The 14,272-nt window shown below is 71.0% G+C and carries 10 protein-coding genes; 2 read left to right on the forward strand and 8 right to left on the reverse strand.

The features are described from left to right. Positions 1–25 precede the first annotated feature (25 nt). The 7 genes from purH to ACZ7CD_RS00670 form a co-directional block, all read right to left on the reverse strand. On the reverse strand, positions 26–1,597 hold the full coding sequence (gene purH / locus ACZ7CD_RS00640) for a bifunctional phosphoribosylaminoimidazolecarboxamide formyltransferase/IMP cyclohydrolase (protein ID WP_360395876.1): 1,572 nt from the start codon (positions 1,595–1,597) through the stop codon (positions 26–28). Further along, the gene (gene purN, locus ACZ7CD_RS00645; protein WP_458430220.1) at positions 1,594–2,145 is read right to left on the reverse strand and encodes a phosphoribosylglycinamide formyltransferase; all 552 of its coding nucleotides are present in this window, start codon (positions 2,143–2,145) and stop codon (positions 1,594–1,596) included. Before purN ends, purH begins: the two co-directional genes overlap by 4 nt. Positions 2,146–2,269: 124 nt before the next feature. Beyond that, positions 2,270–3,883, reverse strand: a complete 1,614-nt coding sequence (locus ACZ7CD_RS00650) for a cell division protein PerM (RefSeq protein WP_470378115.1) — start codon at positions 3,881–3,883, stop codon at positions 2,270–2,272. A gap of 152 nt (positions 3,884–4,035) precedes the next feature. Then, positions 4,036–4,731 carry a DUF5336 domain-containing protein gene (locus ACZ7CD_RS00655; protein ID WP_360395873.1) on the reverse strand — a complete coding sequence of 232 codons (696 nt, stop codon included), beginning with the start codon at positions 4,729–4,731 and terminating at the stop codon, positions 4,036–4,038. A gap of 201 nt (positions 4,732–4,932) precedes the next feature. After that, positions 4,933–5,820, reverse strand: coding sequence for a succinate--CoA ligase subunit alpha (sucD, locus tag ACZ7CD_RS00660; RefSeq protein WP_236215987.1), 888 nt, complete (start codon positions 5,818–5,820; stop codon positions 4,933–4,935). Positions 5,821–5,825: 5 nt separating this feature from the next. Then, complete coding sequence (sucC, locus tag ACZ7CD_RS00665) at positions 5,826–6,992, reverse strand: ADP-forming succinate--CoA ligase subunit beta (protein WP_360395872.1); 1,167 nt, start codon at positions 6,990–6,992, stop codon at positions 5,826–5,828. A gap of 219 nt (positions 6,993–7,211) precedes the next feature. After that, positions 7,212–8,885: a hypothetical protein gene (locus tag ACZ7CD_RS00670; RefSeq protein WP_470378116.1), complete on the reverse strand. Its 1,674-nt coding sequence runs from the start codon at positions 8,883–8,885 to the stop codon at positions 7,212–7,214. A gap of 199 nt (positions 8,886–9,084) precedes the next feature. On the opposite strand from ACZ7CD_RS00670, the gene ACZ7CD_RS00675 reads away from it, so the two are divergent. Next, a complete protein-coding gene (locus tag ACZ7CD_RS00675) occupies positions 9,085–10,065 on the forward strand; it encodes an esterase/lipase family protein (protein ID WP_360395869.1) in 981 nt (326 codons plus the stop codon). Positions 10,066–10,421: 356 nt separating this feature from the next. Then, positions 10,422–11,060, forward strand: coding sequence for a M23 family metallopeptidase (locus ACZ7CD_RS00680; protein ID WP_360395867.1), 639 nt, complete (start codon positions 10,422–10,424; stop codon positions 11,058–11,060). A gap of 856 nt (positions 11,061–11,916) precedes the next feature. Here the strand turns inward: ACZ7CD_RS00680 and pcrA are convergent. Then, a complete protein-coding gene (pcrA, locus tag ACZ7CD_RS00685; RefSeq protein WP_360395865.1) occupies positions 11,917–14,235 on the reverse strand; it encodes a DNA helicase PcrA in 2,319 nt (772 codons plus the stop codon). Positions 14,236–14,272 lie beyond the last annotated feature (37 nt).

Raw genomic sequence — 14,272 nt, forward strand, 5'->3', positions numbered from 1 at the left:
AAGCGGCCCCTCCTCACAGCACCGATCAGTGCGCGAAGTGGCGCGTTCCGGTCAGGTACAGCGTCACGCCGGCCGCCTCGGCCTTCGCGATCACCTCGGGATCGCGGACCGAACCGCCGGGCTGCACGACCGCGCGCACACCCGCGTTCAGCAGCACCTCGAGGCCGTCCGGGAACGGGAAGAACGCGTCCGAGGCCGCCACCGCGCCCTTGGCCCGCTCACCCGCGCGCTTCACCGCGAGGTGCGACGAGTCGACCCGGTTGACCTGGCCCATGCCGACGCCGACGGTGGCACCGTTGTCCGCCAGCAGGATCGCGTTCGACTTGACCGCGCGGATCGCGCGCCACGCGAACTCCAGGTCCGCCAGCGTCTGCTCGTCGGCGGGCTTGCCGCACGCCAGCGTCCAGTTGGCGGGCGAGTCGCCGTCGGCGTCGATCGCGTCGCGCTGCTGCAGCAGCAGGCCGCCGGAAACCGGGCGCATCTCCGCACCACCGCGAGCAGGTGCCTCGGCAACCAGGATGCGCACGTTCTTCTTGCGCTGCAACACCTCCACCGCACCGTCCGCATAGGACGGAGCGATGACCACCTCGGTGAAGATCTCCGAGACGAACTCGGCCATCTCCACGGTGACCTCGCGGTTGGCCGCGATGATGCCGCCGAACGCGCTGACCGGGTCGCACTCGTGCGCCTTGCGGTGCGCGTCCGCGATGCTCACGTCGGACACCGCGATGCCGCACGGGTTGGCGTGCTTGATGATCGCGACGCAGGGGCGCTCGTGGTCCCACGCGGCGCGCCACGCGGCATCGCCGTCGAGGTAGTTGTTGTACGACATCTCCTTGCCGTGCAACTGCTTCGCCGACGCGAGACCCACACGGCCGTCGCCCTGCGCGTAGATCGCGGCGTGCTGGTGCGGGTTCTCGCCGTAGCGCAGCACGTTCGAGCGGTTCCAGGTCGCGCCGACCCAGCCGGGGAAGCCCGAACCCTCGTCGTCGGGCGCCAGGGCGTTGCCCATCCAGGACGCCACGGCCACGTCGTAGGTCGCGGTGTGCCGGAACGCGTCCGCGGCCAGGCGCTGGCGGTCGGCCAGGGTGAAGCCGCCCTCGCGCACGTTCTCCAGCACCCAGTCGTAGCGCGCGGGGTCGACGACCACGGCCACGTTCGCGTGGTTCTTCGCCGACGCGCGCACCATCGCCGGGCCGCCGATGTCGATCTGCTCGACGCACTCGTCCGGCGAAGCACCGGACGCCACGGTCTGGGTGAACGGGTACAGGTTCACGACCAGCAGGTCGAACGGCGCGATGTCCATGTCGCGCAACTGCTGCGCGTGCGTCTCCTTGCGCAGGTCCGCGAGCAGACCGGCGTGCACGCGCGGGTGCAGCGTCTTCACGCGGCCGTCGAGGCACTCGGGGAACCCGGTGACCTCCTCGACCGGCGTGACCGGCACACCGGCGGCGGCCAGCACCTTCGCGGTGCCGCCGGTCGACACGATCTCGACTCCGGCCGCGTGCAGGCCGGTGGCCAGTTCCAGCAGGCCGGCCTTGTCGGAGACACCGACCAGTGCCCGACGGACCGGTCGCCTCTCGGCGGGAGTGCTCACGGAATGCTCACCTTTCGTCCGTTCACGGTGCAGCCCTCGCGGGCCAGCCTGCCGACCGTCTCGACGAGCAGCCGGCGTTCGACGACCTTGATGCGTTCGTGCAGGGTCTCCTCGGTGTCGCCGGGTTCGACGACAACGGCCTCCTGCGCCAGGATCGGCCCGGTGTCCACGCCCGCGTCGACGAGGTGCACGGTCGACCCGGTCACGCGCACGCCGTAGTCCAGCGCGTCGCGGACGCCGTGCGCGCCGGGGAACGCCGGCAGCAGCGCGGGGTGGGTGTTGATCATCCGGCCGCCGAAGCGGGCCAGGAACTCCGGCCCGATGATCTTCATGAAGCCGGCGGACACGACCAGGTCGGGCTCGTGCGCGGCGACCGCCTCGGTCAGCGCGACGTCCCACGCGGCCCGGTCGGCGTGGTCGCGCAGCTTGACGGCGAAGTGCGGGACGCCCGCCCGTTCGGCGCGCTTGAGGCCCTCGATGTCCTCGCGGTCCGCGCCGACGGCGACCACCTCGATCGGGAGGTCGGTGGCGTCCAGCAACGCCTGCATGAGGGTTCCGGAACCGGAGACGAGCACGACGACGCGCGCCGGTGTGGGAAGCCGAAGTTCGGTGCTCAGCGTCTACTCCTGGTCTTGCAGCGGTGTTGCAGCAGCTCAGGGGCAGTTTAGGTCGTCACCGCCGCGGCTTGTCGTCCAGGTCCTCCTCCGGACCCATGCCGAGCATCTCGTCGAACTCCGCGTCGAAGTCTTCCTCTTCCACCACTTCGGGTTCGGAGCTCTTGTCCTCGTCGACGGGCTCGTCCTCGGCGACGTCGTCCTCGTACTCGTCCTCGTCCTCGTCGGCGACAGCTTCGTCGGCGACGGCCTCGTCGTCCTCGTCGTCGTCGTCGTACTCGGCGTCAGCGTCGTCGTCGTACTCGGCTTCGTCGTACTCGGCCTCGTCGTCGTAGTAGTCGTCGTCGAGGTCCTCCTCGACCTCGAACTCGTCGGCCGCCACGACCTGGAGCTGGTCGGTGAGCTCGTCGTCCTCGAAGACGACCTCCTCATCCACGGCCTCGGCGTCCTCGACGAAGTCCGGCTCGACGAACTCGGCGTCTGCGGCCACGACCGGCTTCACCCGCGCCCCGGCGAGCCACGCGACGAGTGCTCCCGGCACCAGCACCCACAGCGCCACGAGCAGCCCGAGCAGGCCGGCGGGGATGGTGACCGGGTCGAACGCACCACCGGCGAGCCGCCCGCCCGCCGTCGCGGCGAGCACCAGGCTGCCGACGGCCGCGGTGATCGCGGCGACCAGCACCGCCCGCAGCCGCGACGTGGGCCGGTCGGACACCTTGCGGCAGGTCCACCCGACGAACGCGCCGATCAGCGGGGGCACGACGAGCACGGCCGGGCTGAGCAGGTGCTCGCCCTCCGGCATCGCCGCGAGCAGCGGCACACCGGGCACCTGACCACCGGTGAACGTCAGCGGCGTGACCTCGACCAGGCCCATCGAGAAACCGGAGCCCGCGACGTAGGACAGGCCGGCGACGACGGCGTTCGGCAGGTAGCCCAGGCACAGCAGCCACACGCCGAGCCCGACACCGACCGACGGACCCGCGTCGGCGAACAGCTCCGCGGTCTTGGGCCACGAGATCGCGAGCCCGGCCGCCACCGCCAGCGCACCGGCGCTGAAGAGCGCGAACAACGCCATGAAGCCGGACCGCAGCCCCTGGAACGCCACCGGGTCGAGCTTGTCGAACACCAGCTCCACCAGGCCGCAGCGGCGGGCCACGCCGACCGTGGCAGCGACACCGGAGACCGCGGCGCAGCCGAAGAACGCGACGGCCGGCGTCGCGCGCACGAGCCCGTCGTCGCCCATCAGCAGCGCGATCATGCCGCCCACCACCGCGTGGGCGCCGGAGATGCTCAGGACCACGGAACGGGCCTGCAGCGGTTCGTAGAGGCCGAGCCGGTCGGCGGTGCCCGCGGCGGTCCTGCCGACCAGCAGCATCAGCAGCGCCGTCGGCAGCAGCGGCAGCACGCCGAGCTGGCCCGCCTCGAAGCGCAGCGGCACGTGGTGCGCGGCGAGCCAGGCGGGCGCGGCGCCCGTGAGCACGCCGGCGGTGTCGAAGTCGGCGTACGTGGCGGTGGCCGTGATCAGCGCGAGCAGGGCGGCGACGGCGGCGTAGCCGACCACCACCGAACCGACGGCGGCCGCGGCGAGGACGCGCATGCGTTCGGCACGCGAGAACTCCGGCGGGCGCACCGCCGTCACCTCGCGGGTCACGTCGCGTTGCAGCACGGGCATTTCCCCACTGTGTCAGGCCGGCTGGTCCATCCGGATGAGGCTCGCCGCACGCAGGAGGGGCGGCACCGTGGTCCGGTACCGCCCCTCCTGCCCACGGCGTCTGCAAGTACTACCAACACGAAGTCGGTGGTACTTGCAGACGCCCCGACTGCTTACTGCTGCGGGCCGCCGAAGCCACCGGGCGGCGTGCCCGGCGAACCGAACTGGCCCGGCTGCGGCATGAAGCTCGTCTGCTGCGGCGGCTGACCCGGCTGCTGCGGCTGCTGCGGCTGCTGACCGAACTGCTGTTGCTGCTGCGGTGCCTGCTGCTGCGGCTGCTGGCCGAACTGCTGCTGCGGAGCGGCGTGCTGCTGCTGGTGCTGGTGGCCCTGCTGCGGGAACGCGCCCGACTGCGGGTTCCAGCCACCGGGCTGGCCCGCGTACGGGTTCGCCGGCTTCGGGTCGAACTTCACGATGCCCTCGCCGAGCAGCAACGCCAGCACGAGCGCGGCGGTCTGCAGCAGCGAGACGATCAGCAGCACGATCGCGAGGCCGTCGACCGACGAGGCCTTGATGATGCCCTGGAGCAGTTCCAGCGTCTGCACCGCGGCGAGCGCGGCGGCGACCGGCAGGAACCTCGGGGCGTTCGGCAGGAGCGTGAGAGCGGCGAGCGCGGCGGCCGCCAGGATCCACGTCACGCCGCCGACGCTGTCGGAGAAGGCGAGCAGGTAGGCGACCAGGCCGAGACCGGCGCCCACCATCGGGAGGATCATGCCCAGGTTGAGGTTGCTCGCGCCGGGAGCGGCGCTGGGCTGCTGCGGTGCCGGACCCGGCGGCTGCTGTTGGGGTGCGCCGTAAGGCACGGACATGTCGAGGTCTCCTCCTCCAGCTGGGTGAATCCCAAACGCTAGTCGATGCGTGTGCTCAGACGATGACCGGATCACGCCGGTTCCGCCACACGAACCCGTCCGACCCGAAATTACCCCTGCCGCAGACGCACGCGGGGACCTTTCGTACTCGATGACGGTACGAAAGGTCCCCGCGTGCGGTTCAGCTCAGACCGGCTCGGGTCAGAGGGCGTTCATGATCTCGCGCATGAGGGCGGCGGTCTCGGACGGCGTCTTGCCGACCTTGACGCCGGCGGCCTCGAGGGCCTCCTTCTTCGCCTGCGCGGTGCCCGCGGAGCCCGAGACGATGGCGCCGGCGTGGCCCATGGTCTTGCCCTCCGGAGCGGTGAAGCCCGCGACGTAGCCGACGACCGGCTTGGTCACGTTCTCCTTGATGTACGCCGCGGCGCGCTCCTCGGCGTCACCACCGATCTCACCGATCATCACGATCGCGACGGTCTCCTCGTCGGCCTCGAAGGCCTCCAGGGCGTCGATGTGCGTGGTGCCGATGATCGGGTCGCCACCGATGCCGATCGCGGTGGAGAAACCGAAGTCCCGCAGCTCGTGCATCATCTGGTAGGTCAGCGTGCCCGACTTCGACACGAGGCCGATCTTGCCGCTGCCCGCGATGTTCGCGGGGATGATGCCGGCGTTCGACTTGCCGGGGCTGATGATGCCGGGGCAGTTCGGGCCGATGATGCGGGTCTTGTTGCCCGTCGCGACGGCGTGCGCCCAGAAGTAGGCGGTGTCGTGCACCGGGATGCCCTCGGTGATGACGACGGCCAGCTCGATCTCGGCGTCGATCGCCTCGACCACGGCGGCCTTCGAGAAGGCCGGCGGGACGAAGATCACGGTCACGTTCGCGCCGGTGGCCTCCATGGCCTCCTTGACGGTGCCGAAGACCGGGAGGACGGTGCCGTCGAAGTCGACCTTCTCGCCCGCCTTGCGCGGGTTCACGCCACCGACGATGTTCGTGCCGGACGCGAGCATGCGCTTGGTGTGCTTGGTGCCCTCGGCACCGGTCATGCCCTGGACGATGACCTTGCTGTTCTCGTTGAGGAAGATAGCCATCTGACTCAGACCCCCGCAGCCGCGAGCTCGGCGGCCTTGGCGGCCGCGTTGTCCATCGTGTCGACAACGGTCACCAGCGGGTGGTTGGCCTCGGCGAGGATCGCGCGGCCCTCCTCCACGTTGTTGCCGTCCAGGCGGACGACGAGCGGCTTGGTGGCCGAGTCGCCGAGGATCTCCAGCGCCTTCACGATGCCGTTGGCCACGGCGTCGCACGCGGTGATGCCGCCGAAGACGTTGACGAAGACCGAGCGGACGGCCTCGTCGCCGAGGATGACGTCCAGGCCGTTCGCCATGACCTCGGCGGACGCGCCGCCGCCGATGTCGAGGAAGTTCGCGGGCTTCACGCCGTACTGCTCACCGGCGTACGCGACGACGTCCAGGGTGGACATCACGAGACCGGCACCGTTGCCGATGATGCCGACCTCGCCGTCGAGCTTGACGTAGTTGAGCCCCTTCTCCTTGGCCTTGGCCTCGAGGGGGTTCTCCGCCTGCTTGTCGACCAGCTCGGCGTGGGCTGGGTGGCGGAAGCCGGCGTTCTCGTCCAGCGTGACCTTGCCGTCGAGGGCGATGACCTTGCCCTCGGGGTCGCGGACCAGCGGGTTGACCTCGACGAGCGTGGCGTCCTCCGCGACGAAGGTCTCCCACAGCTTGACGATGACGTCCACGACCTGGTCCTTGACCTCGGCCGGGAAGTTCGCCGCGTCGGCGATCTCGGTCGCCTTGGCCTGGTCGACACCCTGGATGGCGTCGATGTGGATCTTCGCGAGGGCCTCGGGCTTGGTGGCCGCGACCTCCTCGATGTCCATGCCGCCCTCGACGCTCGCCATGGCGAGGAAGGTGCGGTTGGCGCGGTCGAGCAGGAAGGAGAAGTAGTACTCCTCCGCGATGTCGGAGGCGGGCGTCACCAGCACGCGGTGAACGATGTGCCCCTTGATGTCGAGGCCGAGGATGGCGGTCGCCTTCTCCTCGGTCTCGTCGGCGTCCTTGGCCAGCTTCACGCCGCCGGCCTTGCCGCGGCCACCGGTCTTGACCTGGGCCTTGACGACGACGGGCTGGCCGAACTTCGCGGCGATGGCCTTGGCGTCGGCGGGGTTGGTGGCCACATCGCCCGGCAGTACCGGGACGCCGTGGGCGGCGAAGAGGTCCTTCGCCTGGTACTCGTACAGGTCCACTCGGGTCTCCTGCGACGTCGGTGTCGGAACACCGCGCCTGGGTGGTCCTCAAGGGGCCGTCAGAACCCACTTGACGCGGCTGGGCCCAGACACTATCGACCTGCGCCTACTGCTCGCACGCCACTCCCGGTGAGGTCGGTCTCAACGGCGGTGAGGTCGATCACGCGTGCATGCGTACGTGCGTTCCAGCGCCCCTGCGGAAGCCGGGTGCGAGCCTTCTCACCTGCTCGCGCGAGCCGCCATAGAGCCCGCCGCGACCAGGAGCGCGACCACGGACGCGAGCGCCAGCCACGTGCCCGGTGCCGCGGTCATCCCCTCGACCCGGTCACCGGTCAGCGGCAGCTCCAGCGCGCGGACGCCGACGAGCACGGCCGCACCGGCCAGCACCGCCGCACCGCGTTCCGGGCGGGACCGCAGCGCGAGGACCAGGCCGGTGACGACCAGCAGCAACGCGGCGACGAGCGTCGTGGAGACGATCGGGTCGTAGTTGCCGAGCAGGTCCGGCGGGGTGTAGCCGGCGGCCTTCATCGTCGGCAACGCGAACGCGCCCACGGCGAACAACCCGGCCAGCAGCACCGCGCCCAGCTCGGCGACCGGCACCCGCTCGGCCTTGCGCTGCTCGGCGCTCTCGCGTTCGGCGCCGCCCGCGACGGCCGCGCACACCAGCGCGATCAACCCGAACGGGTAGACCGCGGACATCAGCCAGAAGCCCGGCGCCGGCTCGGCCAGGCCGGACTGGCTGGCCAGGCTCACCGTCTGCACGGAGAACACGGACGCGAGCAGGGTCGCGTAGACCGTGAAGACCAGTGCCGGGCGGACCCGGCCGGCGGCGGCGCGCACGAACATCAGCAGCCCCAGCACCGCGAGCACCAGGCCGGTCGGCCACAGCAGCCGGGCCGCGTAGGCCACCGGTGCCTCGCCGTCGACCACGATCAGCGGGGAGAGGGCGCCCACGACGGCGGCGACGGCGGCCAGGAGGGCGAACACGCCCGTGGCCGCGTGCAGCCGGTGCAGGGCGGGCAGGGCGACCTGCTCCGCCGCCCCGTCCTTCTCACTCCTGTCCGCGCGCGCACCGCGGAACGACAGGAGCACCAGCACGACGGCGACCAGCACCGCCACGACCGGGCCCCAGGTGACGCCGAGGCCGTCCGCGAACAGGCCGGCGGCCAGCGACGGCACGGCCACCGCGGCCAGGCCGAGCGCCACGCCGAGCATGCCGCCGCGGCGCGTGTCCGGGTCGGACGAGCTGCCGGTGAGCGCGGCGACCAGCGGTGCGGCCACGGCCAGCAGCAGCCCGCCGACCAGCCCGAGCACCGGCAGGTCCCACGGGCTGCGCGGCAGCAGGTAGACGTCGGAGGAGCTGAACGGCTCGCCCAGCAGCGCGATCGCGGCGAGCGCGGTGACCGGCAGCAGGACCGCGAGCTGGCGCGGCGCGTCCTCCTCCTCGTCGGCGGGCACGCCGAGCCGGCCCGCCGCGAGCAGACCGCCGGCGAGCACCAGCGCGTGACCGAGGACGAGGACCCAGAGCCCGGCACCGGTCGGCGGCGCCACGAGCCCCGACGGCCGGAACAGCTCGGGCCTGCTCACCGTCATCGTGTGACCGATGATCTGCAGGTCGCCGAGCAGCCGTCCGGGCGCGAACGCACCGACCGCCGCGAGCACCGCGGCCGCGACGAACGGGCGGCCGCGCAGCCACAACGCCCCCGCGAGCGCGGGAGGCAGCAGCGCGAGCACGGCCAGCAGCGGCCATGACGTGTACGCCGGCGCACTGCCGTCCACGACGCCGAGCAACGGCCCGATCGTCGCGAGGAGGGCTCCTGCCGCGGCGAGGCCCCACGCGACGCGCAGCCGGGTGACCGCCGGTGTCTGGTTCTCGAGCTCGGTTCGAGTCATCGCGGGCGAACCTAGCAAGACCACACCCCGCCGCCACGCCGACGCCCTGGTGGAAGGCGGTGGTCCCCCAGGTGGGCGGACGAACGGACGCACCTGTTCACGCAGGTGAACGAAGCCCGTTGAGACGGGACGCGTTCGCTTGTGGAAAAGGGCCGCTGGGTACTCCTTTCCGGTGAGATCATCACTTACCGTCGCCCCCATGAGCGACAACGGCCGGTCGTGGACGGGGCGTCTCGCCGACGCCGTTCTCGATCGCGCCGGCCGAGGTGTGCACACGGCCCGCGACATCACCGAAGAAGCCAAGGTCGCGCTGCGTGCGCTGGCCACGCCCGGCGGCGTGCGCGGGGCGGCGATGGAGGCGGTCTGGCTGACCGCCCACGCCGTGCTCTACCCCTGGGGTGCCGTCACCGAGCAGCTGCGCCCGGACGGCCACTTCCGGCACTACCGCACCGACGGCCTGCCGCCCCGCCAGCGGGGGCTGGTGGTTTCGGCGATGGACGCGGCGGGCACCCCGATCGTGTTGGTGCACGGCATCGGGGACAACCGCTCCGCCTTCGCGGTGCTGTCGGGGGCGCTGCGGAGGCGGGGCTTCGGGGTGGTGCACGCCGTCAACTACAGCGTGCTGACCGCGCTGACCGGCGACGTCCGGCGGTCGGCCGCCCTGCTCGGGGAGCAGATCGAGCGGATCTGCGAGCAGACCGGTTCCGACCAGGTGCACGTCGTCGGCCATTCACTCGGCGGTCTCATCGCCAGGTATTACGTACAACGGCTGCACGGCGACTCACGAGTGCGCACGCTCGTGACCTTGGGGACTCCGCACAACGGCACTCTCACCGCCTATCTGATGCCGACCTCGCTGACCAGGCAGCTGCGCCCCGGTTCGGAGCTCCTCTCCGAGCTCGCCGAGCCCTGCCGGCCGTGCCGCACCCGGTTCGTCGTGGTCTGGTCGGAGATGGACCAGGTCATCGTCCCGCAGCGCAACGCCCGACTGGAGCACCCGTCGTTGCTCGTCGAAGAGCACCAGATACGTGATTCAGGTCACCTTTCCCTCCCGGTTGACACGAGAACGCTTCACGTCGTTGTTACCGCCATCACCCGTATGGATGACTCGTCAACTCACCCCATCGCCGCCGGTGGGGAGGCGTGTCACGCGCCCGGGCTGACCGACCGTCACAGTTGACAGTTGAAACTTGCTGGTCGCCGCCCATTCGGTCGACATAACGAACTGGGGTTTGCCCTCCGGCGCTCGCCGCCGTTACTGTCCCCCGGTCCGTTGTCACGGTCTGGTCACAGAAGGACACCGAGTCAGAACCCCGAAATCTGACTCACCGGGAATCCCCCGCCCGGCAGTCCACCCGACCAGGCTCCCCGAAGGCGGAAGGGCAAGCTTTGAGTCACCACCGCTCCCCCGGCGGCTTTGAACGCACTGCGCTTGAAGAGGCAGTCGACCGCGCTTCCACGCGCACCGTCAGCTCGCACCGGCTCCCCCCGCCGCCGTCGGCGCTGCGCGGACGCATCGTCGTCGCCGCCGTCGCAGTGGGCGCCTTCGCCGCAGCCGGCGCCGGCCAGATCGGCCAGGCAGCCGCGGACGAGGGCAAGGACGTCCAGCTCGCCAACCACACCGGCGGCGCCGCCACCTTCGACGGCATGGGCGGTGACACCGCCTCCGCGCCGCAGATCCTCGCGGTCTCCAAGACGACGTCGGAAGGCTCCGCGGAAGCCGCGAAGCTCCTGCGCAGCCAGCAGCTCACCGTCCAGCGCGAAGCCGCTGAGGCCGAGAAGAAGCGCCCGAAGTTCGTCCGCCCCGCCGCCGGTGAGTTCACCTCCGGCTACGGCGGCCGCTGGGGCACCATGCACCTCGGCATCGACATCGCCGGCCCGATCGGCACCCCGATCCTCTCCGCCGCCGACGGCGTCGTGATCGAGGCGGGTCCCGCCTCCGGCTTCGGCCTCTGGGTCCGCGTGCAGCACGCCGACGGCACCATCACCGTCTACGGCCACGTGAACGACTACAACGTGAGCGAGGGCCAGCGCGTCAAGGCGGGCCAGCAGATCGCCCGCATGGGCAACCGCGGCTTCTCCACCGGGCCCCACCTGCACTTCGAGGTCTGGGAGCCGGGCGGCCAGAAGATCAATCCGCTGACCTGGCTGAACCAGCGCGGCGTCACGGTCTGACCGGTTCCGCAGGTTCGTCCGGCGGTGAACTACGGCCCAGCGGCCTCCTGAGGGGCTTTCCGGGTTTGAGCCAGGTGCTGTGGTGGTCCGGGTCGCTCCAGGCGCCCCTGGGGCCTCAGGAGCCTCAAGCGCCACTGCAGTCGCGCTCGTGCCGGACGAAGTGAGCGACCGCCACCCGCCAGACCGAGCACATCCGCCTGCGCCACCGGCGCCCGCACCCCCGGCAGGCCCCGCTCTCCGTCGTCTCGTGGAGGCGCAGGAGCGCCCGCCAGGCCTCCACGAGCATGACCGCGTGCTCTGGGTTCCCACTCGCGCCAGCTTCGAGCCGCGCGAGATCGCCGAACACACGTTCGCGCAGAACCTGAGCAAGTACGTGATCCACCGCGAGCACTCCCGCCGAGTCGAGTTCCTCATGCGGTCGATTGTGCTCAGGGGGTCTGACAATTTCGGCGCACCGCGCCCCACCTGTGAAAACGATGCGGCCGGACCGCTCTCCCGTTCGGTCCGGCCGCACCTTCGCCGCGAAGTTGGGCCCCCGCCGTCCCTTCGCTCCCCTTCGTGCGCGAGCTGCTCCTGCTTGCCCCGGACCGCCCCGAACGTTCCGATGGCCGTGCTGCTTGCGACACCCACATAGACGCACGGGGTTGCGGGTAGTTGCGCAGGTTTTCCGAATTGCTGTGAATTTGGTCAAGCGCAACTCAAGTCGCAGGTCAGACCGGGTGCGACCGGTGTCCCGGCTGTCACCCGGACAGGTGAAGTCAGCGAAACGCCCCGCCGAGCGCGCGGGTGCACGGCGCCGAAACAGCACGCGCCGCCAACGACGGCGTTGGCGGCGCGGGTGTGCTGGCTCGTGCGGTCAGAGCTTCGTCATCGGCACGCTGCCGATGAGCATCAGGCGGACCGTGCCCGAACCGCCGAAGTCGATCGTGGCGGTGGCGCGCAGACCCGCGCCGTCGACGGCCACGACGCGGCCCAGGCCGTACTTGTCGTGGGTGACGCGGTCCCCCACCTCCAGCTTCATCGCCGGGGCGTCCTTCCAGCCCGCCTTGCCGGGGGCGGGGCGGGTGAGGCCGCGGGAGGCGATGCCGCCGCTGGAGGCCGCCGAACGGCCCCAGGTCGTGGCCGCGGCGGGGGCGGAGCGGGAGGGTTCCACGCGGCGCCAGTCGATGAGGTCCTGGGGGATCTCGCCGAGGAAGCGGGAGGCCGGGTTCGCCGAGGGCTGGCCCCAGGCGGAGCGGACCAGTGCGCGGGAGAGGTACAGGCGGCGCTGGGCGCGGGTGATGCCCACGTAGGCGAGGCGGCGTTCCTCGGCCAGCTCGGCCGGGTCGCCCAGGGCGCGCATGTGCGGGAAGACGCCGTCCTCCCAGCCCGTCGAGAAGACGACCGGGTACTCCAGGCCCTTGGCGGTGTGGATGGTCATCAGGGTGACCACGCCGTCGGACTCGGCGTCGGGGATCGAGTCGGCGTCCGCGACCAGCGACACGCGCTCCAGGAACGCGGGCAGCGACGGCACCGGCTCCGCGCCCTCGGGGAGTTCCAGCTCGGTGAACTCGCGGGCCACCGTGACGAGCTCGTTCAGGTTCTCCACGCGGGTGTGGTCCTGCGGGTCCTCGCTGGCCTCCAGCTCGGTGCGGTAGCCGGTCTGCTCCAGCACCGCTTCGAGGATGTCGGCCACGTCGTCCTCGCGGGCGACCATCTCACCGAGCGCGTCCATCATCTCGACGAAACCGGCGATCGCGTTGCGGGAGCGCGGGTTCAGCATCGGGACGCGGTCGTGGACGGCCTCGCGCAGGGCCGCGGCGAAGCTGATCCGCTCGCGTTCGGCGTAGGCGGAGACGCAGGCCTCCGCCCGGTCGCCGATGCCGCGCTTGGGCACGTTGAGGATGCGGCGCAACGACACCGTGTCCTCGGGGTTGGCCAGCGTGCGCAGGTAGGCCAGCGCGTCGCGCACCTCGCGCCGCTCGTAGAAGCGGACACCGCCGACGACCCGGTACGGCAGGCCGAGGCGGATGAAGATCTCCTCGAACACGCGCGACTGGTTGTTCGTGCGGTAGAAGACGGCGATCTCGGAGTTGTTGACCTCGCCGCCGTCGACCAGCCGGTCGATCTCGTTGGCCACGAACGCGGCCTCGTCGTGCTCGTTGTCCGCGACGTAGCCGACGATCTTCTCGCCCTCGCCGAGGTCGCTCCACAACGTCTTGTCGCGGCGGTTCGCGTTGCGCGAGATCACCGCGTTCGCCGCGGTCAGGATGTTCTGCGTGGAGCGGTAGTTCTGCTCGAGCAGGATCGTCGTGGCGTCCGGGTAGTCCCGCTCGAACTCCACGATGTTGCGGATCGTCGCGCCGCGGAACGCGTAGATCGACTGGTCGGCGTCGCCCACCACGCACAGCTCGGCCGGCGGGAGCTCGCCGCCCGCCTTGCCGACGAGCTCGCGCACCAGCGTGTACTGCGCGTGGTTCGTGTCCTGGTACTCGTCGACCAGCACGTGCCGGAAGCGGCGGCGGTAGTGCTCGGCCACGTCCGGGAACGTCTGCAGCAGCTCGACCGTCTTCATGATCAGGTCGTCGAAGTCGAGCGAGTTCGACTCGGTCAGCCGCCGCTGGTAGACGGTGTAGACCTCGGCGACGCGGCGCTCCAGGTCGTTCGTCGCCTGCGCGGTCGCCGTCTCCGGGTCGACCAGCTCGTTCTTGAGGTTCGAGACGTGCACGGCCAGCGTGCGCGCCGCGTACTTCTTCGGGTCGAGGTCCAGGTCGCGGGCGACGAGCGTGATGAGCCGGCGCGTGTCGTCGCTGTCGTAGATCGAGAAGTTCGACGACATGCCCAGCGTCTTCGCCTCGCGGCGCATGACCCGCACGCACATCGAGTGGAACGTCGACACCCACATCGAACGGGCGCGCGCGCCCACCATGTCGGCGACGCGCTCCTTCATCTCCGCGGCGGCCTTGTTCGTGAACGTGATGGCCATGATCTCGCCGGGGTGCACGTCGCGCTCCGCCAACAGGTACGCGATCCGCCGGGTGAGGACGCGCGTCTTGCCGGAGCCGGCGCCCGCCACCACGAGCAGGGGCGTGCCGGCGTGCTCCACGGCACGGCGCTGCGCGGGGTTCAGGTCGTCGAGCAGGTGGCCAGCGCGGGAAACGGGGGGACTTGAGGGCAAGTCGAACAAGGCGCTCATCGTCCATCCACGGTACCGGGCGGCACCGACAAATCCG

This window comes from Lentzea sp. NPDC036949, assembly GCF_055608075.1.